This is a genomic window from Methylacidiphilum infernorum V4, assembly GCF_000019665.1.
GTDB classification, from domain to species: Bacteria; Verrucomicrobiota; Verrucomicrobiia; order Methylacidiphilales; family Methylacidiphilaceae; genus Methylacidiphilum; species Methylacidiphilum infernorum.
Map to the genome: position 1 here is coordinate 1,816,594 of NC_010794.1, position 20,003 is coordinate 1,836,596.

Consider the following 20,003-nt stretch of genomic DNA (forward strand, 5'->3'; position numbering starts at 1 on the left):
CGGGGAAATTGCCTGAAAAAGCAAACGAGCCCCAGCCAAGCGGTACTTCTGGGACATCTGGCGAAAGCGTAGCCGGTAGCCCTTCGACATCGAATCCTCCTGCTTCTGGAGAATATAAGCCATGGGGGTCCTCGGGAAGCTCCTCCGGCCAACAAGCCGCAAGCAAGTATCCAAAAGGGATTTCAGTCCCAGGAAAACCGGGGTACGTGAAGAGCCCCTATGCACCGGATGCCGGGTTGGTCGATGTCAGGGGGTTCCCTCCAGGGACGGAGGTTAGGTGTCCCTATACAGGAAAAATCTTCGTCGTTCCTTAATCAAGGCAAGCCTTTGCCGGTCAACCGCCCGGCAGGGTTGGAACAGTTGATTAATCAGTTGATCTTTCCTGTATATTTTATCTTATACCGGCCTTCTTAACCGGCTCTACGGCGAGTTCGGCCGGAAGGCAGGCCTGCAGAGAAAAAGGTTCTGGCTTGGGTCGCAAGGCTTGGCTGCATCCGCCTCCGTGAAGCAGGAAGTCATCTTTGTTCCTGTTTGAGCAGCAATGAGTAAGCCTGACGGAACGGAAAACGACCTCTATCCTCCACGGGACGGATGCAGTTTTTTTCAGCTGGGCGGTTGACCTTTTTTTTTATCGCAAAAGGACCTCCGGGTATAGGCATACCCCTCAAGTTTTTTTTTAAGGCATTAAAGAAAATATCCCTTTTTTCTGTTGCGAAGCCATCTTTCTTCCAAACCGACCAACCCGGAATTTACTCTCTTACTGTTTAGACTTGCTATCAAAAACGGCCGCAATTATGCGCAGAGTTTTCTTCCTGCCCTGAAGTGTCTTGCCGAAGACATGCATATCCGAGAGAGGTCACTTTCCCCGCTATACCCGGAGCAATTCCGGATGCAACGCTACAATTGCTTGCTGCGGACTCGCCACGGCTATGGTAGTTGCGGTTGTAAGCCCCTTAAGCTTGCGCGCCGAATCCAGGTAACGGCCGTGGAGTGTCCCGCATTGCGGGCAAGTCCAATCGCAAGCCTCAAGCGTTCATCCCTTGCCTGTGCTCATCGCCCTTTCCATAATTATTATTATACATTCATGCGCAGGCTATACTAGAATTTAGCTCCCTAAAGGCATACAGACCCCTAGCCGGCGAACCCTGGCAAAACAAGGGGAAAAAAATCGAGGGAAGGAGGAGTTTTTTAAACCTCCAGGAAGATTGGGCGGATAGGAGAAGATTTTTCAAGGTTGCCCACCGAAACTGGCATAATCGTCGAGATCAAGCAGATCAAACCAACTTGAAATATCCCTCCGGTGTGGAGCCATTTTTTGAAGGGTTTCCATAAAAAACTTTTGAGATTCCAAGTCTGTAGGACCACTATTTTGCTGGAACTGTGACCAGTTTTCTATTTGCCAAGCGGGCAACGAAGAAAGCTTTAAAATCTCTTCCAGGACTTCCCTATCTGACCGGGATCGGGACAGGATATCCAAAAATTGCTTTTCCCCTATGCCAATAAAAGAAAAAAGCCTTTGATCCATCGGGCAATTAAACTTGTATTCACCAACTTTTCCCGCGAGGAAGGCTCTTCCTTTATCAATCGCCCGGGGCAAAAGGACAAAACCTCCCAGTTTTACCCTAGGGCTGCGGGGAGGATGTTGAGTCAGGTCGTAGGGATCGTAGGCCATAGGTCATAGCTGGACATCCACCCAAAAAGAATGTTGAAAAAGGTTTTTTAAGGCGTTCTTAGGGATGGGCTACTTCGGCAACAACCTTTTTGTCCGCAGGGCCGTTAACTGCATTCATTTCAGCCATCTGCTTAAGCCAACTGTTATATTCTTCAGGGGATTCAACAACCAAGTAGCCTTTCATGGCAAAATGACCGACTCCACAAAGCTGACCGCAGGCAATCTCAAACCGGCCCGTTTTAATCGGCGTAAACCACAAGGGAATGGTCAACCCGGGGATGGCGTCTCTTTGTATACGCATCTGGATAATATAAAAATTGTGGACGACATCTTTAGATCCGATCTGGACTAAAAGAGGCTTCCCCACGGGAGCATGCATTTCATTCATGGTCACGATATCATCCTTCGATGCGGGATCAGTTTTATCCAATCCAATGGGATTCATCGGATCGATCAAGTAATTGTCTCTTCTCCCCAGTTTCCCATCCGCTCCTGGATAATGGAAGAGCCATCCAAATTGTTGAGCTATGGCTTCCACGACGATCGCCTCGGAGACGGAGGGAGGATTTAAAACCCTCTTTCCCCATAAGGGGATTGAAAAGCCAAAAAGCAAGACCATTTCGACAAAGATTACCCCCCATTCCAGGTGCTTAGGCCAATCCGCTTTCAGTCCTTCGTAACTGGCGTTGGGATTTCTTTTCTTTGAAAATTTAAAAAGAGAGTACACGAAAAAAGAGGACCAGATCATAAAAAGGATGAGCATAAACCAAAGAATCAATTCTAGGAATTGATCAACCTGGTGTCCATGTTCGGCAGCATTGGGAGAAATCCCCGTCAGTTCGAGTAAAAGTGCAATCATAATGCCTCTCTCTATTCTTTCTTAAGCCTGTTATACATTGAGTTCTACATTGGACTCTTCGGTTTTTTCAGCTTGAAGAGGACTATTTTCGTTATTCAAAGCGGCCTCCTTGCGGCTTATTTTTACAAAAAAGGAAATGAACAGTCCAAAGACCAGCCCAAGCAAGGCCAGTAACACAAGGACAGCCGGCAACATTCCTTTTGTCGCATTAGAATTGGGAAGAGAACATATCCCGCAAGAAAAGGCTTTATCCATGATCGATGAAAGCCCTAATAACAAGAAACTATACAACCCGATTTTCATAACCGCTCCTTTTTAAGTTTTCTTTTTTGTATTCTTCCCTCCCTTTTTCTACCTTACTTTCTCCACAGCTTTTCCTCTTCGTTTTCCTCTTCTTGCAAGTTTAAAAACTGCGCGTAGTCGGGGGGCGGCTCCTTGGTTTTTCTAACCAAGTAATAAATAAAACCGCCCAAGGACAGCCATATCAAGAGAACAAAGAAAGCCAAGAAAAACCCTACCCAATCCTCCCTCTGGATCGTCACAGTCGTCCCGGTCAATGAAAATATTTCCTTGTCATGATTCCACGACTGGATAAGAAAAAGGAGAAGGATGACGGCCATCCCCACAGCACCCAACTTTCCATTCCTTTTCGGCTTTTCTTCCGTTTTTTTCATGACTTCAAGAAATTTTCAACTTCTTCATCTTGAAAATAAACCATATCCCATACACAACGGCTAAAATCCCAAAAAGAAAAGATCCTCCCCCCAACCAGAGATAGAGAACCTCATGACTGCCTACATAGCTATAAAGGGCCCACGCACCAAAAGTCAGGAACAAAAGCGTGGCCAAGGTGATAAAAACCAGGTGAAATTGCCTCAGTGACATATTTTCTCCTTTTTATTTTCCAATAGAATCGAAATACGAAGCAACCAATAATAAAAATAAAGCCAAGACAAAAAGCACTGCAAGGCCTATAAGTTGATGGATCGTCTTTTTTTCCCAAAACATGTGCATCAGGATACCCAAGGCTAAAAGGGCCTGGACCCCTGCAATAATCAGTCCAGCCGCTATGTTCCCTCCGCCTAAATGAAGATAGGAGACCGCCACGTTGACTATCGCTAAAACAACCAAAAAGCCAAAAACGATAAAATAGGACTTAATTCGCTTTTTTTCCTCGTGTATTTCTTCACTCATGGAACTCAAGCTCCTTTATATTTAATCTCTGCTTCTTATTTTCATCCCTAAAAGAGATAAAGGGTGGGGAAAAGAAAGATCCATACCAGATCGACAAAATGCCAGAAAAGACCGGCAACCTCCACCCTGTTTGCCAAGTGTTCCGGATTGGTGCGGTAAAGGGAAGCACCCGGCCCCCAGAAATAGCCCAAAACGAGAAGCCCCCCGAGAATGTGGAGGGCATGGATGCCCGTCATCGTAAAATAAGTGGCTAAATAAGTATTGTACTTGGGCACAAAGTTCGACCACCAACGGATCTCGCTCTTGGGAATCTCCAAGACCTTCTCTTCAGCCTCGGGCTTGGAAAATATGGATTTAAGCTGGTAAATAAAATCTCCGGCATTTTCAGGATCAGGTTTGATTTTCAAAACATCCGAGCGGACGGCTTCTTCTTCGCTCATGGCTAGGTGACCCGTTATTTCCTGGCCGGTTTTAAGAATAACCCCATAGTGATGAAACTTATCCTTGTATTCTACCGATTTGACACTGAGAAACAAAACGCCACAAAAAAGGGTAACCCCTAACCACTGCCTATATTTAGCAAATTCCCGCATTTTCAGTGAAGCCCATGCCAAGACCATGGTGATACTTGAACTAATAAGCACCATTATATTAAAAAGCCCCATCGGCACATTGAGGATATGGTGGGGCCAATGCGATGCTCCAAGCCTTAAAAATATATAGGCTGAAAAGAGCCCTCCAAAAAGCATGACTTCCGATGCCAAGAACAACCATATGCCGACCTTTGCATTATAAAGGCCGGTATCAGGCCTTGCTGTAACTGTATAAGGAATCTCCATTCCGCAATCCTCTCGTTTTTCTTTTTGTCTATATCTCTTTTATTCTTAAGAAGGAAGCTGGGATAATTTTCCTTCTTTTTTTAATCTTTCCTCTGGTTCCCATTGCGGTAAATAATCCTGTTTGTACCCCGGGACACTATACTCATAGGGATCCCGATAAACCGCTACCGGATGCAGAAAATTGCCGTGCCCGGGAGGCGTAGGAGTAGCCCACTCAAGGGTAGTCGCCTGCCAAGGATTATCATCGGTTACCTTTTTCCCTGCCCACAAGCTCCAGAAGAAATTGATAATAAAGGGGATCTGGGCAACCGCTAAAGCCCAAGCCGAAAAGCTCATCACGTTGTTCAGCCAAAGTACATTCTGGGCCATCTGCCAGCCCGCACCTCCATCATACCACCTCCTATGAACCCCGGCAAAACCTTGAACGAGCATGGGAAAGAATATCCCGTTAAAGAAAATGACCGTCGGCCAAAAATGGAGTTTGCCTAAGAATTCGTTCATGGTCCTGCCCGTGGCTTTTGGAAACCAGTAATAAATACCTGCAAAAAGGGCGAGCAGGGAGGCCGGAGCCATCATGTAATGGAAATGACCAATGACGTAATAAGTATCATGCAGCACAACGTCGGAGGCCGTCCAACCCAGGGGTAATCCCGTCAAGCCTCCTATTCCAAACATGGGAAGCCATGCCAGGGCAAAAAGCATCGGGACATTAAATCGGATAGAAGCCCCCCACAGGGAGAGGAGGAGAACCGTGCCCAAAAGAACGGATGGGATGGAGATGATGGTCGTAAAAATCTGGAAAAATGAAGTAACGGCCTGGCCCATTCCCGTCATGTACATGTGGTGAGCCCAAACGACCATGGATAGAAAGCCGATAGCCAGGAGTGAATAAACAAAAACCTTGTAGCTCCAGAGTGGTTTGCGGGTATTGTTGGCAAAGATCTCACCCACGATCCCCATGGTAGGCAGAATCTGAACGTAAACTTCCGGATGTCCTAAAAACCAGAAAAGATGTTGCCAAAGGATGGAAGATCCCCCTCCGCTGATATCCGCATGCTTGCCGTTGACAATCAATCCTTCAGGAGAAAAGAAACTCGTTCCAAAAAGTCGATCCATCAGTTGCATAATCGCCGCCGATTCCAAGGGAGGAAAAGCCAGGAGCAATAGAAAAGCCGTAACGAGTTCACTCCAAACAAAAACGGGTAACCTCATCCAGCTTAGCCCCTTGGTTCTCAATTGAATAATGGTCGTAATGATGTTGACGGATCCCAGCAAACTCCCGGTAATGTTAAAGGCCATCCCGATGAGCCACAAGGTTTGTCCGTTGAAAATGGGGTGAAAACCCGGCCCCATATCCGCAAAATCGGCAAGCGGGGTATAGGATGTCCATCCCGACTTCGCCGCCCCCCCGGGAACAAAAAAACTCACCATCATGATGACAACCCCGACGAAAAACAGCCAAAAGCTGGCCATGTTCAGCCTAGGGAAAGCCATGTCGGGAGCACCGATCTGAAGGGGAACGACAAAATTGCCAAATCCAGCAAAAAGAGCCGGTACAAGCGCCATGAAAATCATCATCGTTCCATGCATGGCTCCAAAAGAATTATACAACTGGGGTGTCATTACCCCCCCGGGAGCCATGGATGACCCAAGGAGTTTCTCCAGTACAGGCCCGAAAACGGGTATCGGTTTGCCGGGGAAAGAAAGCTGCCAGCGCATCAATACCATGAGGAAAAATGCAAATAGGGCCACGAAAAGAGAAGTAACCATGTATTGGTAGCCGATCATCTTGTGATCGGTGGAAAAAACATACTTTCTTATCCAAGGAATTTCCTCGTGTTCCTCATGAAGGCCATGGGCTGCAGGTGAAGTCATCGACATTTCAGAATCCATAGTGTACTCCCGTTATATTGTTATAACATGTAATTTATTTTTTAAAGTTTTTAAATCAAGAGGTAATTTGTGATCCTTTTTCCAATTAATAAAATTAATTTAATTGAAATTGCAACGCCATTTTGAACTGTTTTAATTTCCTACTTGAGAAAGCTCCTCGACGGTCCATGACCCCTCTTTTTTCCCATATTTTTCCCTGAGTTGCTTGACCTCCATCTCCTCGACCTTATCCGCATGATTGCCCCAGGAGTTGCGTATGTAAGTCATCACCGCTGCCAATTTCGCATCATTCAAAGCCGTTTTCCATCCCGGCATCACCCCGTTATAGCTTGAGCCGTTGATCTTTAACTGCCCGGAAAGCCCGTTCAGTAAAATGGCTCCTAGCCTAGACTTGCTGCCTACGACATATTCGGAGTTTGCAAGGGGTGGATATTGACCGGGCATACCCATGCCATTTTGCTGGTGGCAAGCCGAACACATCGCTTGGTATTGTTCCCGGCCTATTTCCATGGGATCGGTCTTGGCTTCGGCGGTGGTTGTTTTGGGCTCCTCCTTGGGTTTCTCCTTGGCCACATAGCCCCAAAACAAGTTTCCGGAGTCAAAAACATTGTTCTGCCATCTCCCCGTTTCAAACACCAAGATATAAAGGGAGAGTAGAAAAGCCAGAAAAGAGAAAAGCAAAAACCACCGAGGGACTTTATCTTGTCGGCTTTTTGCTGGGTCTCCTTCCCTCGTTCCACTACCTATAATTTGAGTATTTTCTTCCCTTTCATTCATGGTTTTTTTGCCTGGGTTTCGATCGCATAGGTCCTATCAAGGGAAAGTAAGTAAGCGACAAGGGCGATAGCTTCGGGGGAGGGTAAAACCTGGAGCTCGCTGGGAACGCCAGGGGTCAATTCCTGGGGCAGTGCTTCAGGATTCCTTTTGCCTTCTGCCCTGACCTTGCGAAAAAGATATCGATAGGGAGGCATGATGGTGCCAGGGAATATTTTGTCGGGATTATAAAGAAGAATATAAAACCAATGAGGGTCTTTCCTTCTTGTTCCAATATTGGAAAGGTCAGAGCCCATTCTCACTATGCCTAGAAAAGGATTGCGTTCATGATAATAATCCACGGGCAGTGTCCTGCGACTTCCCCATCCCCTTGCAATGTCTGAACCCATATTTGCCGGCCTGACCACTTGGGTATGACAACCCGAACAGCCGTTGGCTCCATAAATTCTTTGACCCGTTTTAACGAGTCCGAAATCGGGCGGAGGGGTTTCTTCTCCGCGGGGAGGAGTGTCCAAAACCTGGTTGGGAACAATCACGTAGACGATCCAGCCCAATATAAAGCAGCTTAAAATCCCCAACATCCAAAGAAACTGTCTAGCCATCGACTTTAATCCCATTCTTCAGTTTATAAAGATTCAGTCAGTTGATTTATCCCCCTTTTTGCTCTCCCTCCTCCACGGGCATCACAGCCATCAGCAGCAATAGAAAACAATAGGTCAGCTGCGAAAACAAGATTAGGGTGGCGGACATCCCCGCTCCTCTTAGGTAAGGCAATACCGATTCAATAACTTGTGCAATCGGCAATTGGACATCTTGAAATTCAAAGCTCTGGACAAGTCCACCCAGGCATAAAAATACAAAGAGGAAGGTCATACCGTAGATGTTCGCCCAAAATGTAACCTTCAGGAGAGTTTCAGAAATCCACGGTTTTTGAAAAAAACTTGTAAAAAGGCCATGGGCCATCGCAAGTAATGCAAAAGAATAAAATCCATAGAGAAAGAGCACAAGAAAAGCTATTTCTACAAAACTAAAATGGGTAAATCGACTGACCAAGGGAAACGAAAGAAGTCCATCACCCAAGACGGCGATGATAAAGCAGTAAAGGGCAATTAAATAATATCTCGATACTATAGGGGTAGAATGCACTTTCAGGGCTTCTTTAAGTTGCTGCCGCAGATCAATGGTTATAGCCGTCGCGCCGACTAGAGCCAAAATCCTCGAAGCAATTCCCAATCCTACCATCCAGAGGGGAAAAGGACCACCGACAAGATGCGAAGCGCAAGCGAAATTCGAAAAAAAGAAAAACGCAACCAGCCCTCCCCAGGAAAGCCGCGAGGGGCGGAATTCCGCCCGCACCCTTTCAACGTAATCATAGAGCATCGCCAAGCCTACGGGGGCCAACCAGAGATGCAAAAACCCTTCATTAAACCACCACTCCATGCTTGCAAAAGAAACCCCTCGAATCACATCCCAATGAAAAAAGGCAAAAAGGCTGCCAATTGCCCAAGGGAACCAGAGTAAAGCAACGAGGAGATAGCAACCCGAAATTTTTCTTAAAAAAAGGCCTAAACCTAACCCCTCCCTAACCAACCCATAAACCATGAAGAGGTAATTCAAAAGAAGTAAGAATAGAACAAAATCGGGCCAACCCGCCCACGAAAGAGAAGGGATATCCCCGGTCAGTACGGCCATCATACCGATAAAAAGGGACAGATTCCAAAAAATGGCCGAGGAAAGGAAGTAACCCTTTTCTCGAAAAGGGCTGCCTCCACTGCTGCCCACCAGATAAAGGCTAAAAGCCAGTCCTCCATTCATTCCCCATCCATAAGAAAAAACGAGAAAAGAAGCCAACTCTATGCGTCCAAAGGTCAGCCATCCCCACGATCCAAGAAGGCTTGGAATCATGATCTTTCCCGCTCCAAGGAGGGCAAAACCCATGGATACCAGGAGCCAAAAAAAGGAGGCCATGAGCAGGAAGATAACGGCGCTCATAAAAGAGCTTCCGGAGGATATCTCTCCCTGCCCCTCTTTTTGTGCCACGAGCGATTTTAAAGAATTCATGGTTCTTTTGACTTCATTCCCTGCTTTTTATTTTGGTTCTTGAGGCCGAGGTATACCGGGCAAATAAACCCCTGAAGCTTTAGGAGTTTTTGCCTTGTATTCCTTAACTATGCTTACCATGGCCTCTTCTATGGGGACATGGACGATCCCCTTTTCCTTGTCAATCCATCCGTAAGAGGAAAGTCTTTTCCTTGCTTCGAGCTGTTCTCCTACGCGGATTTGTCTTATCTGTTCTGCTTCTTTCAGTTCTTCTGTCTTTTGCTTATGGATGATCGAAAAGGCATAAAAAGAAGAAAATACAAAGCCGGATAAAAAAATACAAAGGAGGGTACCTCCCCACAGCGGATAGGAAGAAGACAATATTGTTTTTTGATTTTCTTTTTTCGTCTCTTCTTGGATATTCATGGTTCAAGTTATCAATTATAAACTTCTATCGATTCCTGGAGTCTTGGATCATGAATTGGATAGAGGCAAACTTCAGCTGCCTTTTTGAGATAACCGGATAAAAATATAAGTCCCATGCCGATCAAGACGGACAGCTCCATCCAGCCAACCGCAAAATTTTGGCTCATTTCCATGGGCATCACAATCCAGTATAACTCTACTGCCTGCATAAAGAGCACCCAGCAAGCAACCAATCCCAAGAACTTTTCATTTTTTTTCGTGGACTGGGGAAGCAAAAAAAGAAAAGGCAGTGCAAATCTCCCCACAACCAACAAAATAGAAACATAATACCAACCATCATTGTTTCTTCTTATAAAGAAATAAGTTTCCTCGGGAATATTGCCATACCAGATCAACATGTATTGACTGAAAGCCAGGTATGCCCATAGGGCGGTAAAAGCAAAAAGCAATTTCCCCAGTAAATGGTAATGTTCCTCGTTCATCTCTAAAAGATAGCCCCGCTTACGAAGAGAAAGCAGGATCAAAATCCAAAGGCTTAAGCTGGCCCCGGCTGCCCCACTGAAAAGGTAAAAAGCCCATACCGTTGAACTCCAACGAAAATCCAAGGACATGGCCCAGTCAATGGCAAAAAAAGTGAAAAGAAAACCAAAAAACACCGCAACGGGATAGGCAAGTCGTTTCAATCTCAAGGAATGATAAGGATTGCCGTCTTCGTCCTGGACACAGGATAACCTGCGGAAAAACCAGCTTACAAAACCGAAAAAACAAAAATAAACGCAAGCCCTGAGGCAAAAAAAGGGAACGTTGAGATAAGCGGATTTTTCCATGTAATCCTTGAGTTTTTGAATCTCCGGCCGCGTCCATTCATAAAGGGTATGCGAAGAAAAAATATCGAGAAAGATCGGCAGAGAGAAAAGGATGACCAAGGGAAAAAGAGAAGCTACGTTTTCTACTTGCCTCCTCAGCAAGGTGTCCCAACCTGCATTGGTGACATAATGAAGAAGGACCCAAAAAAAAGAGCCGACGCACAGTCCAAAATAAAACAAAAAAGAGAAAAGCCAGGCATGGAAAAATTCAGAGCTGTTTACAATCAACCCCAACAGGGAGGCCAAAAGAAGAACGATTCCCGAAATTCCAAAAGTCCATACGAACCTTTTAAGCTTCTCCCTAGGAAGCATGTTTTGATTAAGGGCATGAAGCCTGGAATTATTCACGGATTTGCCTCCTTTAACAGCCGTTTTTGTTCTTCGGATAATTCTCCAAGAGGGACATTTTGACTTTTTTGCAAGGCCCTTATATAGGCCACTATAGCCCACCTCTCTTCAAGGGACAAATTGGCCCCATATCCCAACATCATCCCCTGTCCATGGGTAATGATATAAAAGAGCTGGCCATCGGGCATCTGCCGGGTATGATCTTGATGGTAGTTAGGAACACCAAAAAGATTGAAATGGGTAGCGATCCCATTGCCATAGCCGGCCAAACCATGACAGGCCGAACAATAAATCTCGAATCTCTCTTTGCCCATTCTCAGGGTATCCATCGAAACTTCGAGCGGAATACCCTCCCCCCATTGATCACCAATAATCCCTGTAGAAAAATAAGGGTTTTCAACGGGCTCTTCCCAGCACACCGTGCCCGCTACGGGCATTCTTGAAGCCCTTCCGTCAGGGAAAAACACGCTTGGGGCCTGCTCCTTGACCTTGAGTTGCCTGACCATATCAGGAAAAATTTCTAGGGGAGGACGCCGGCTTTTTGTTCCTCTCAATCCCGCCGTAGCTACCACAGTAATAACCAAAAGAAAGCAAATAAAAAAGAAATTTCGCATCGTCTTTCAATCGTTCGTTTATCTTGGAACCATCACCACCTCTTCAGCACCCAGCTCTTTTAACAGCAATCTTGTTTTCTCTTCTGAAAAAAGGGGATCGACGTTCTCCACAACCAAGAAAAACCGGTCATCCAACCCTTTTCGTGCAAGTTTTTCCCAATTCCATACCGATTTGTAAACCGAAGGCATGCCCGACAAAAGAAACACCCCCATAACCGTGCTAAAGGAGGCGAAAAGAATCGTCATCTCGATGAGCACGGGGACAAAAGCTTGAAATCCTAGATAAGGTTTGCCTTGGACAACTAGGGGATAAAAAAGCCCTTGGAGATGACTGCTCAAGACTTCCTTAAAAAAAGCGGGTCTGGGAGCCGAAATGGTTGTTACCATGACCAAGGCGATACTGAGTCCGATTACTCCTCCAATCAAGCTAAACAAAGAAACTTTTGATTTCCCAAGTCCCCTAGCCTCGGCCATGCCATGGATGGGGAAGGGAGAATAGGCTTCCCAGCGGGTATATCCCAACTTTTTCAGTTCTAGAGCAGCAGCCTTCAACTTGGCGGCGGAGTCAAATTCCGCCCCCAGGCCGTAAATATCACCGGATAGCTGTTCATCCTTCATAAACTCCTCCCCCAGGAGAATCCTTTTCCTTTCGTTCTTTTTCATAGACCAAAGTCTTCACTTCAGAAATGGCTATGACAGGGAAAAATCGTGTAAAAAGAAGAAACAATAAAAAGAAAAATCCCACCGTTCCTACAAACAGCCCAATGTCCACCCACGTGGGATAATACATTCTCCAAGAACCGGGAAGAAAATCCCGGCTGAGAGCTGTAACGACAATGACAAAACGCTCGGCCCACATCCCCACATTGATCATCAGGGAGAGGATAAATACCGTCCACGGACTTAAGCGGATCCTTTTCAACCAAAAAAGTTGGGGCAAAAGAACATTAAAACCAAACATCAAAAAATAGGCGATCCCGTAAGGTCCAAAAATACGGTTCCAAAAAACATAGCGTTCGTAGACATTGGAGCTATACCACGCAGTGAAAAGCTCTATGATATAGGAATATCCAACCATAGAGCCGGTAGCCAACATGACCCGGGCCATGTTATCGATATGCTTGGGAGTGATGAGATCTTTAAGCTGTGGATACAATGCCCTGAGAGGAATTAACAAGGTAGCAATCATGGCAAAGCCGCTAAAGATAGCTCCCGTAATAAAATCGGGGGGAAAAATGGTTTCATGCCAACCGGGAAGAATGGTGGTTGCAAAATCCGTGGAGACCACGGAAGCCACGGAAACAACCAAGACGGTCGCAATGCCGCCAAGACACAAATAACCCAGTTCATAATTATGCCACTGGGCGGCCGATCCACTCCATCCCCAGCATAGAACATGATAAAGTCTCTTTTTCCACCGTTTTTCAGCTCTATCTCGCAAGACAGCGATATCGGGAATAAGCCCAAAGTACCAGAACAAGCAGGAAACGGTAAAATAAGTGCCGACAGCAAATTCATCCCAGAGCAAAGCGGCCCTGAAATTTTGCCAGACCGCATAGGATTCAGGTACCGGAACAAGGTACCAGAACATCCACTGCCTACCTATGTGAAAGAGAGGGAATACCGCTGCGCAAAGGACCGAGAAGATAGTCATCGCCTCTGCTGCCCTATTGATCGAATTTCTCCACTTCTGCCGGGTAAGCAACAAGATGGCCGAGATCAGGGTTCCCGCATGGCCGATTTCAATCCAAAAAACAAAATTGAGAATGGCCAATCCCCAAAACACCGGGCTATTCAGTCCCCATACCCCAAGACCGGTACTGATAAAATAAACGATCGTTACGGGTAGAAAAAGCGAAAGAACGAGGGCAATGATAAGGGCTATCCACCACTGCGGCTTGGCCGGCTCCTCAACAATAGAACAGACCGCGTCGGTTATCCAACCGTAATTTCTGTCGTTTAAAACAAGAGGCTCTCTTTTGAGTTCCTGGAGTACTCGCTCTTTCTGTTCTTCGGTCAACCGGCCCGGTAAAGTCGATTTGCTTATCATAGCTTTTCTTTTTCTCCATCACCGTTTCTAGACACCATCGAAGGATTGGGATTGTTGATCCTTGCCAAATAAGTAATCCTTGGCCTCGTGTTTAACTCTTCCAAGATGCGAAAAGCTCTCTCATTCTTTTTCCATTTTGATACCGAACTCTGCGGATCGGCCAAATTGCCAAATATGATGGCTTCGGCGGGACAAGCAGCTTGGCAGGCGGTTTTAACCCTATCTGTAGGAATCGGCTGGGGTAAAGATCCCTTGGCTTTCGCCAAAACCGCAATCTTGGCTTCTTCAATGCGTTGCACGCAAAAAGTACACTTCTCCATCACCCCCCTCATTCTCACCGTAACATTGGGATTTCTTTGAAGTTGTATCGTCAAAGGAGAGCCTTGGTCTCCAAAAGGACCAAGATATAAATTACCTATTTCAAAAGGACCTATTTTCTTTTTCTTGAGAACATCCCGCTTATTGTAATCAAAGAAATTGAATCTCCTCACCTTGTAAGGACAGTTGGCAGCACAGGCTCTTGTGCCGATACAGCGGTTATAAACCATGACATTGAGTCCATCTTTACTATGAACCGTGGCATACACGGGGCAAACCGCCTCGCAAGGAGCATTCTCACATTGCTGGCAGAGCATAGGTTCAAAATAGAGCTGGGATCCTTCTTCATGGCCTTGGAAATAACTGTCTATCCTTATCCACTGCATAATCCGTCCACGCATAACCTGCCCCTTTCCCACGATCGGGATGTTGTTTTCGCTCTGGCAGGCAACAACACAGCTATTGCAGCCCACGCAGCTTCCCAAGTCGATCACCATCCCCCATTGATAAGGTCCACCCCACACTCCCCCGGTGTAAGCGGGTCCCTTCTCACGCTTATCCGAGTAGGGGTTTTGATATATGGACACCTCGGGAATGGCATCGGCTTCTCTCTTAGAGGCAAAATCGGGATGCTTGCGGTAATAATCCAGCGAAGCGATCTTGAATATCTCCCTCTCATGCATCTGCTGATGCTCCTGGGATTTAGCTAAAGGGTAAAAGAGGTTTGTCTTTTGAATCGTCAGGCCCTGGATCCACCAAAAATTTCGGCTTTGGGTTAAAGGATAAGCATTAAAACCAGCCCCTGCGGCCACTCTCAATTCTTGTTTTCTTCCGTAGCCGAGGGCAATGGATAGGGAATTGTCAGCATGGCCGGGAACAACAAGGACAGCCGCTTCGATCCATTTGTTTCCAGACCCTATGCGCACCACTTCCGCTTTCTTTGAATCCTCGCTGCGCCCGTTTATTCCATAACGTTTAGCGGTGCCAGGACTCAGCAAAAGGGCGTTATCCCAACATATCTTGGTTACAGCATCAGGCAGCTCCTGCAGCCAGCTGTTATTGGCCAAGCTTCCCTCATCCACTTTGGGACAAGGATAGAAAACAAGTTCCAATACATCCGCATTGGATCCTTCGGTTTTACGGCCCTGGGCAAGCTCTTGGAGGATATCCCACTTGGGGAGAGAAGATACGGCAACAGGAGCAGACTCTTTATGGTACCCATCATGCAAAAGCCTTCTCCAACTGACATCCTTATCCGATGTCGCGGCGGGAAAAAGTTTAAAAAAAGTGTCCCGAACAAGCTGCAGGCCTACAGGCAGCGGAACAAAGGGTGGAGAACCCGCTACCTGGGGTTGGGCAATCATGGAAGGAGAAGAAGGTTCCGGCTCTTCGATAGCCTCCCACATCCCATTCATGAAGGCCATAAGTTCCAATAAGCCGATGGAACCGAAGAGAGGTTCTATTAAAGGCTGCTGGCTGACATAAATGCCTTTTGAAGTTCTCGAATCTCCCCACGATTCCAAGTAGTGGTTTAATGGAACATGCCAATCCGCGCAGGCGGCGGTTTCGTCATACAAAAGCCCAAAATGGATAACCGAAGGCAGGCTCCGCTGCAACCTAGGCCATTCCAGATCCCCGGGAGCATTATACACCGGGTTGGTCCCGATAATGACAAGCTCCTTTATCTCCTCTTTTTTTATCATTTCGCAAAGCTCTTCAAGGGATGCCCCCTCGGATTCGATCCCCGGAATGAAATGGATCGCTTTTCTTTGTCCAAAAGCCTCGTTGAGAGCAAAAACAATAATTTGCTCTCGGAGGGAGGCCATTCTATTGATAACGACAAGGGGAGCTTGAGCCGCATGCAGATCCCTAGCCAGCTCTTTTATCCACCGGGTTCGCTCCTCGCCCCAACCGGCGGGTAAACCAAAAGAAGCAACAAGGGGCTTCAGGCTGTCATATCCTCCTTGCTGGACCAAAAAATAACATAGAGAGAGCAAAAAGGATTCGAAATCGGAAACCTTCAAGGCAAGCCGGTGATCGGCCATGGAACCGGTAACGGTCAGTCGATTTTCAACGACGTAAAGACGGCTCATCAATCCATTCTTATCCTTGAGTTTCCTGGACCGGGCAAATCCACGAATGGATTCCACTCCTTCTTCACCCGCACAAAAATCGCATCCGAGGGAAAGAATCACATCGGCCTTCTCCCAATGAAAAACAGGAAAGAGAGAGGTGCCGTAAAAAAGTTTTAAGGCTTCATTTCTCCGGGCATTGCCGACAGGATCGTAAAATACAAAAGTCGATCGGGGACATTTTTCAACAAAATCCGCTTTAAGCCGATCGAAAGTAGGTGAAATAATCGGGACAGAAAGTATAGCCAACCCCGCTCCTTTTCGGTCGATATACTGCTGCATTCTTTCTCTGAAAAAGGAGATGAACTCTTTTTTAGAAACCGTTTCCCCTTTTCGAATAATCCTTCCATCCCGATCAGGATCATAAAGATCAAGAATGGAAGCCTGGGTTTGCGTGCTTACGCCGTAGTCAGAAAAATGGGGGTTGGGATGAATGTGGGTGGGTCTGCCTTCATGCGATTCGACGAGAAGCGGCTCGGCCCCGTTACGGGTTTGCCTGGAGGTAGCATAAAAAGTGGCTTTCCCCGGAATAACCCACTCTGGACTATTGGTATAAGGAACGAGAAAAGCCTCGGGCCTGCGGCATCCCCCCGCGGTGATCGTCCCTGTGGCCATAGCGGCAGCGGATATGGTTTTTAAAAAAGTTCTCCGGTTCATTTTTCCCTTTCCTTTCAGCTCATCCATGCTCCTCTCCCCTCCAAATATAGATTGATAAGAAATTATCCATCTCCTTAAATTACACGTTATTACCTGTGGCAAGCATCGCAATTTTCCGGTGGATGTATTCCTCTTTCTTTTACCAGCGTTTTACCCATCTTGATTTGCTCTTTTCCTTCATCCTCCGGCCTCCAGTCCATATCGAATACCTTGTCTTGAGGTCTCACAAAATACTCGGGATTTCTATGGCAATCCAGGCACCAGCTCATGCTCAAGGGCTTGTCATGGTAGACTTCCTTCATGCGGTTGACCTTTCCATGGCAGCTGACGCAGCTTACGCCCCTGTTGACGTGAGCGGAATGATCAAAATAAACGTAATCGGGAAGCTGGTGGATTCGCACCCATTTTATAGGCTTGCCCATTTCCCAGCTCTCTCTCAATGGAGCTAGTTTAGGGCTATCCATCTTGATCTGCCGATGACAGTTCATGCAGGTTTGGGTTGTAGGCAAGTTAGAAAAACCGCTTTTCTCTACATAACTATGGCAAAACCGGCAATCCAGGCCGAGCTGACTTGTATGCAAAGCATGATCGAAGGGAATAGGCTGGGTAGGCATATATCCAACCCGGGAATATTTAGGAGTAAAATAATAGCTGATGGCCAGGACAAAGAGAAATCCCAGGACCACGATACCCAAGACTATCTTAGGAGGCAAATCGTTGGAAGAACGGCTGAAAAGGTTACCCATTTATAAAATAATTCGATCAAATTCTATAAGCTTTTATAATACTTCTATTTTTAAAGTGATCTTATTAAAAAGAAAAAGAAAAAAGAAAAGAGGTTGTGATTTTTTCATTACTTATCATTCAATTAAAGCAATAACGAGGAATTGGCAGGGGAGAGGATCGAACTCTCGACCTAAGGCTTATGAAACCTCCGCTCTACCACTGAGCTACCCTGCCATTAAATGGGCTCATTTTTGGTGCGATTTTCTTTCCATGATGAAGCAAAAAGTATCCTCTTTCAACATCTATTTAAAAAGACCCTGCTTATCCCGGTAAAGCTGAAATACCATTCCTTAGAAAAATACTTTTCTTCAAAGCCTGCTGCTGCCATATTAATTTTTTCCGGGCTGTAGCGCAGTCTGGTAGCGCGCTTGGTTCGGGACCAAGAGGTCCAGGGTTCAAATCCCTGCAGCCCGATTTTTTTAAAAATGAAATGATTACCTTGCAATGGGAATTTTTCCCGGCTCTTTCCTTTCCCACTCTCAAGCACGGGCTGTCTCTTCGTTATCCCAGGGACCCCGATCACCCTCAAACGGAGGAACCCCTACTGAGAAATTCCTTGGGAGGTATTGGACTTCATGCCTCTATCCCCATCGCCCGAGCCGGTCAACCTCATGGAGAAGCCGTAGCGGTATTAAAAGACAAAACGGAGCTTTATTTCCCTCAAGCCGACGGCCTTTTAACCGCCCTTCCCCACGTTCTCCTGGCCATTCGGATTGCCGATTGTGCCGCTTTATACTTGTTTGATCCGAGGAACTCGGCCATCGGACTCGTCCATTCCGGCAAAAAAGGAACGCAACTAAGGATTGCAACAAAAGCGGTCCTAGAAATGAAAAAAAACTTTGAGTCCAATCCATCCGATCTGATCGTTCAAATAAGTCCCTGCATCCGTTTCCCCCATTACGAAGTCGATTTTGTTTCCGATATCATCGATCAGCTTAAATCCTGCGGAGTGGAAAAAATCTTTGACTCGGGAAAATGCACGGCTTGCCAGCTGGAACGCTACTTTTCCTATCGCGCTGAAAAGGGGAACACGGGAAGAATGTGGGCTGTCCTCGGCCTTTTTCCCCAATAAATTCAATCAAGAAGTCCGGCTTTCTTCATTTCCGACTCGATCTTTTTGGCCTCCTCTTTTCTCTCTTTTTCTTTTTTGGCCTTCCAGGCTTCGTAGGATTTCCCGTCGGCAGCGTCCCTTCCACTAAAACTCAATGCGGCTATCTCTTCAAAAGGAATGATCCTAGGGCTATCTTCCCCGGCAACGAGCATTTCAACAAAGTAAGGAAATCTATCCAGTTGCCTATTAAAAAGATACCCTGCCAGGGTTTTGCCACCTCTCAGTTGAACCGTAACATCACCCCGATAATCGAAGGCGGCCTCCAGCACTTCTTTTTTATGAACATCATCTTTAAACACAAAGCTTAATCCACTCCAACTTTTTTTCCCTTCTTCCATACAAGCTCAACCTCGTGAAAGAATTCCCATGGATGTCTCCCCTTAAGATAACGAGGCTTTGACCGTTTTAACAAAACCTTTCCAAGAGCCAAACGTATCGTTTACCGCCGTAGCTTCATAACCTGAATGCACCATGCAGTTGGCGCACTTTGGATTCCCACTCCTATATCCATATTTCTCCCATGGCGTGTTCTCGATGAGCTCCTTAAAGCTTTTCACATAACCATCCTGGAGAAGATAGCAAGGTTTCTGCCAGCCAAAGATATTATAGGTCGGATTTCCCCAGGGTGTACAATCATATTCGATGTTACCCTGCAGAAATTCCAGGAAAAGGGGAGAAAGATTGAATTTCCAGCTTTTTTTTCTTTCTTTTAAAATCTGCCTGAAAAGTTCTCTCGTATTATTCCTCTGGAGAAAATGTTCCTGGTCGGGAGCTTTTTGGTAGCTGTAACCGGGTGAGACCATTATGCCTTCGATCCCTAGATTCATGGCTTCGTCAAAGAAAGCTCTAACCCTTTGGGGATCAACTCCATCAAATAAAGTGCAGTTAATCGTGACCCTAAAGCCCCTCTTCACCGCCTCTCTAATCCCTTCAACAGCCGTTTCATAAACTCCTTCACGGCAAACCGATTCATCATGTTCTTCCTTCAGTCCATCCAGATGGATACTAAACGTCAAATACTTGCTCGGCTTGAATAAATCGATCCTTTTTCGTAAAAGAATCGCGTTGGTACAAAGATAAATGTATTTTTTTCTTTCGATGAGCCCGGCAACGATCCGGTCTATTTCCTTGTGCACGAGCGGTTCTCCACCCGCTATGCTCACAATGGGAGCTCCACATTCTTCTGCAGCCTTCCAGCACTGTTCGGGCGTCAGCCTTCGGTTTAATATGTGGTCGGGATACTGAATTTTTCCACAACCGGCACAGGCGAGATTGCATCGAAAAAGAGGTTCCAGCATGAGGACAAGAGGATATCTTTTTTCCCCCCTGAGCTTTTTACTCAAGACATAACTCGCCACCGTCCAGATTTGAGATAAGGGCACCATAGTGAACAGGGAGAATAAAAAAGAACGGGGAAAAAGTCA

23 protein-coding genes and 2 tRNA genes are annotated in these 20,003 nt (G+C 46.2%); 4 read left to right on the top strand and 21 right to left on the bottom strand.

Annotated features, from left to right (window positions below; genetic code table 11):
* The first annotated feature begins 8 nt into the window (after positions 1 to 8).
* Entirely contained in the window at positions 9 to 314 is a 306-nt protein-coding gene (locus tag MINF_RS08600) for a hypothetical protein (protein ID WP_238523474.1), read from the top strand.
* A 395-nt stretch (positions 315 to 709) separates the two neighbouring features.
* The gene (locus MINF_RS11210) at positions 710 to 1,102 is read left to right on the top strand and encodes a hypothetical protein (RefSeq protein ID WP_148205220.1); all 393 of its coding nucleotides are present in this window, start codon (positions 710 to 712) and stop codon (positions 1,100 to 1,102) included.
* A gap of 126 nt (positions 1,103 to 1,228) precedes the next feature.
* On the opposite strand, the gene MINF_RS08605 is transcribed toward MINF_RS11210, so the two are convergent.
* The 19 genes from MINF_RS08605 to MINF_RS08695 all read right to left on the bottom strand — a co-directional run bounded on the left by MINF_RS08605 (position 1,229) and on the right by MINF_RS08695 (position 17,642).
* Positions 1,229 to 1,672: a DUF5069 domain-containing protein gene (locus MINF_RS08605; RefSeq protein ID WP_012464279.1), complete on the bottom strand. Its 444-nt coding sequence runs from the start codon at positions 1,670 to 1,672 to the stop codon at positions 1,229 to 1,231.
* A gap of 58 nt (positions 1,673 to 1,730) precedes the next feature.
* Positions 1,731 to 2,531, bottom strand: coding sequence for a cytochrome c oxidase subunit II (locus tag MINF_RS08610; protein WP_012464280.1), 801 nt, complete (start codon positions 2,529 to 2,531; stop codon positions 1,731 to 1,733).
* A 30-nt stretch (positions 2,532 to 2,561) separates the two neighbouring features.
* On the bottom strand, positions 2,562 to 2,834 hold the full coding sequence (locus MINF_RS08615; RefSeq protein ID WP_048810304.1) for a hypothetical protein: 273 nt from the start codon (positions 2,832 to 2,834) through the stop codon (positions 2,562 to 2,564).
* A gap of 53 nt (positions 2,835 to 2,887) precedes the next feature.
* Positions 2,888 to 3,205, bottom strand: a complete 318-nt coding sequence (locus tag MINF_RS08620; RefSeq protein WP_012464283.1) for a hypothetical protein — start codon at positions 3,203 to 3,205, stop codon at positions 2,888 to 2,890.
* A 4-nt stretch (positions 3,206 to 3,209) separates the two neighbouring features.
* Complete coding sequence (locus MINF_RS08625; protein WP_012464284.1) at positions 3,210 to 3,416, bottom strand: hypothetical protein; 207 nt, start codon at positions 3,414 to 3,416, stop codon at positions 3,210 to 3,212.
* Between the two features lie 12 nt (positions 3,417 to 3,428).
* Positions 3,429 to 3,725 (bottom strand): cytochrome C oxidase subunit IV family protein, encoded by a 297-nt coding sequence (locus tag MINF_RS08630; RefSeq protein ID WP_048810305.1) that lies wholly within the window; start codon positions 3,723 to 3,725, stop codon positions 3,429 to 3,431.
* Between the two features lie 47 nt (positions 3,726 to 3,772).
* Positions 3,773 to 4,564: a cytochrome c oxidase subunit 3 gene (locus tag MINF_RS08635; protein ID WP_012464286.1), complete on the bottom strand. Its 792-nt coding sequence runs from the start codon at positions 4,562 to 4,564 to the stop codon at positions 3,773 to 3,775.
* Positions 4,565 to 4,609: 45 nt separating this feature from the next.
* A complete protein-coding gene (locus MINF_RS08640; protein ID WP_012464287.1) occupies positions 4,610 to 6,457 on the bottom strand; it encodes a cytochrome c oxidase subunit I in 1,848 nt (615 codons plus the stop codon).
* Positions 6,458 to 6,589: 132 nt separating this feature from the next.
* On the bottom strand, positions 6,590 to 7,234 hold the full coding sequence (locus MINF_RS08645; RefSeq protein ID WP_012464288.1) for a c-type cytochrome: 645 nt from the start codon (positions 7,232 to 7,234) through the stop codon (positions 6,590 to 6,592).
* Positions 7,231 to 7,848: a cbb3-type cytochrome c oxidase subunit II gene (locus tag MINF_RS08650; RefSeq protein WP_012464289.1), complete on the bottom strand. Its 618-nt coding sequence runs from the start codon at positions 7,846 to 7,848 to the stop codon at positions 7,231 to 7,233. Before MINF_RS08650 ends, MINF_RS08645 begins: the two co-directional genes overlap by 4 nt.
* Positions 7,849 to 7,879: 31 nt before the next feature.
* On the bottom strand, positions 7,880 to 9,292 hold the full coding sequence (locus MINF_RS08655) for a cbb3-type cytochrome c oxidase subunit I (protein WP_048810306.1): 1,413 nt from the start codon (positions 9,290 to 9,292) through the stop codon (positions 7,880 to 7,882).
* Positions 9,293 to 9,319: 27 nt separating this feature from the next.
* Entirely contained in the window at positions 9,320 to 9,697 is a 378-nt protein-coding gene (locus MINF_RS08660; RefSeq protein ID WP_012464292.1) for a hypothetical protein, read from the bottom strand.
* 11 nt (positions 9,698 to 9,708) lie between these two features.
* Entirely contained in the window at positions 9,709 to 10,911 is a 1,203-nt protein-coding gene (locus MINF_RS08665; protein ID WP_012464293.1) for a hypothetical protein, read from the bottom strand.
* The gene (locus MINF_RS08670) at positions 10,908 to 11,495 is read right to left on the bottom strand and encodes a c-type cytochrome (RefSeq protein WP_238523475.1); all 588 of its coding nucleotides are present in this window, start codon (positions 11,493 to 11,495) and stop codon (positions 10,908 to 10,910) included. The genes MINF_RS08665 and MINF_RS08670 overlap by 4 nt, the downstream gene beginning before the upstream one ends.
* Positions 11,496 to 11,543: 48 nt before the next feature.
* Positions 11,544 to 12,188, bottom strand: a complete 645-nt coding sequence (locus MINF_RS08675) for a DUF3341 domain-containing protein (protein ID WP_012464295.1) — start codon at positions 12,186 to 12,188, stop codon at positions 11,544 to 11,546.
* Positions 12,133 to 13,575 carry an NrfD/PsrC family molybdoenzyme membrane anchor subunit gene (gene nrfD / locus MINF_RS08680; protein ID WP_012464296.1) on the bottom strand — a complete coding sequence of 481 codons (1,443 nt, stop codon included), beginning with the start codon at positions 13,573 to 13,575 and terminating at the stop codon, positions 12,133 to 12,135. Before nrfD ends, MINF_RS08675 begins: the two co-directional genes overlap by 56 nt.
* Complete coding sequence (locus MINF_RS08685; RefSeq protein ID WP_148205222.1) at positions 13,572 to 16,709, bottom strand: 4Fe-4S dicluster domain-containing protein; 3,138 nt, start codon at positions 16,707 to 16,709, stop codon at positions 13,572 to 13,574. Before MINF_RS08685 ends, nrfD begins: the two co-directional genes overlap by 4 nt.
* Positions 16,710 to 16,771: 62 nt before the next feature.
* Positions 16,772 to 17,428, bottom strand: a complete 657-nt coding sequence (locus MINF_RS08690; RefSeq protein ID WP_012464298.1) for a cytochrome c3 family protein — start codon at positions 17,426 to 17,428, stop codon at positions 16,772 to 16,774.
* A gap of 142 nt (positions 17,429 to 17,570) precedes the next feature.
* Positions 17,571 to 17,642, bottom strand: a tRNA-Met gene (locus tag MINF_RS08695).
* Positions 17,643 to 17,808: 166 nt separating this feature from the next.
* On the opposite strand from MINF_RS08695, the gene MINF_RS08700 reads away from it, so the two are divergent.
* Positions 17,809 to 17,882, top strand: a tRNA-Pro gene (locus tag MINF_RS08700).
* A 16-nt stretch (positions 17,883 to 17,898) separates the two neighbouring features.
* A complete protein-coding gene (locus tag MINF_RS08705) occupies positions 17,899 to 18,540 on the top strand; it encodes a polyphenol oxidase family protein (RefSeq protein ID WP_048810533.1) in 642 nt (213 codons plus the stop codon).
* A gap of 2 nt (positions 18,541 to 18,542) precedes the next feature.
* Here the strand turns inward: MINF_RS08705 and MINF_RS08710 are convergent, their stop codons facing one another.
* Together MINF_RS08710 and hpnH are read right to left on the bottom strand one after the other, a co-directional pair.
* Complete coding sequence (locus tag MINF_RS08710; protein ID WP_012464301.1) at positions 18,543 to 18,917, bottom strand: hypothetical protein; 375 nt, start codon at positions 18,915 to 18,917, stop codon at positions 18,543 to 18,545.
* 42 nt (positions 18,918 to 18,959) lie between these two features.
* Positions 18,960 to 19,964 (bottom strand): adenosyl-hopene transferase HpnH, encoded by a 1,005-nt coding sequence (gene hpnH / locus MINF_RS08715; protein WP_012464302.1) that lies wholly within the window; start codon positions 19,962 to 19,964, stop codon positions 18,960 to 18,962.
* Positions 19,965 to 20,003: the final 39 nt, after the last annotated feature.

Excerpts from the sequence above, each read along its gene's own strand:
- MINF_RS08605 (WP_012464279.1), bottom strand. The coding sequence starts at position 1,672 with ATGGCCTACGATCCCTACGACCTGACTCAACATCCTCCCCGCAGCCCT.
- MINF_RS08610 (WP_012464280.1), bottom strand. The coding sequence starts at position 2,531 with ATGATTGCACTTTTACTCGAACTGACGGGGATTTCTCCCAATGCTGCC.
- MINF_RS08615 (WP_048810304.1), bottom strand. The coding sequence starts at position 2,834 with ATGAAAATCGGGTTGTATAGTTTCTTGTTATTAGGGCTTTCATCGATC.
- MINF_RS08620 (WP_012464283.1), bottom strand. The coding sequence starts at position 3,205 with ATGAAAAAAACGGAAGAAAAGCCGAAAAGGAATGGAAAGTTGGGTGCT.
- MINF_RS08625 (WP_012464284.1), bottom strand. The coding sequence starts at position 3,416 with ATGTCACTGAGGCAATTTCACCTGGTTTTTATCACCTTGGCCACGCTT.
- MINF_RS08630 (WP_048810305.1), bottom strand. The coding sequence starts at position 3,725 with ATGAGTGAAGAAATACACGAGGAAAAAAAGCGAATTAAGTCCTATTTT.
- MINF_RS08635 (WP_012464286.1), bottom strand. The coding sequence starts at position 4,564 with ATGGAGATTCCTTATACAGTTACAGCAAGGCCTGATACCGGCCTTTAT.
- MINF_RS08640 (WP_012464287.1), bottom strand. The coding sequence starts at position 6,457 with ATGGATTCTGAAATGTCGATGACTTCACCTGCAGCCCATGGCCTTCAT.
- MINF_RS08645 (WP_012464288.1), bottom strand. The coding sequence starts at position 7,234 with ATGAATGAAAGGGAAGAAAATACTCAAATTATAGGTAGTGGAACGAGG.
- MINF_RS08650 (WP_012464289.1), bottom strand. The coding sequence starts at position 7,848 with ATGGGATTAAAGTCGATGGCTAGACAGTTTCTTTGGATGTTGGGGATT.
- MINF_RS08655 (WP_048810306.1), bottom strand. The coding sequence starts at position 9,292 with ATGAATTCTTTAAAATCGCTCGTGGCACAAAAAGAGGGGCAGGGAGAG.
- MINF_RS08660 (WP_012464292.1), bottom strand. The coding sequence starts at position 9,697 with ATGAATATCCAAGAAGAGACGAAAAAAGAAAATCAAAAAACAATATTG.
- MINF_RS08675 (WP_012464295.1), bottom strand. The coding sequence starts at position 12,188 with ATGAAAAAGAACGAAAGGAAAAGGATTCTCCTGGGGGAGGAGTTTATG.
- nrfD (WP_012464296.1), bottom strand. The coding sequence starts at position 13,575 with ATGATAAGCAAATCGACTTTACCGGGCCGGTTGACCGAAGAACAGAAA.
- MINF_RS08685 (WP_148205222.1), bottom strand. The coding sequence starts at position 16,709 with ATGGATGAGCTGAAAGGAAAGGGAAAAATGAACCGGAGAACTTTTTTA.
- MINF_RS08690 (WP_012464298.1), bottom strand. The coding sequence starts at position 17,428 with ATGGGTAACCTTTTCAGCCGTTCTTCCAACGATTTGCCTCCTAAGATA.
- MINF_RS08705 (WP_048810533.1), top strand. The coding sequence starts at position 17,899 with ATGATTACCTTGCAATGGGAATTTTTCCCGGCTCTTTCCTTTCCCACT.
- MINF_RS08710 (WP_012464301.1), bottom strand. The coding sequence starts at position 18,917 with ATGGAAGAAGGGAAAAAAAGTTGGAGTGGATTAAGCTTTGTGTTTAAA.
- hpnH (WP_012464302.1), bottom strand. The coding sequence starts at position 19,964 with ATGGTGCCCTTATCTCAAATCTGGACGGTGGCGAGTTATGTCTTGAGT.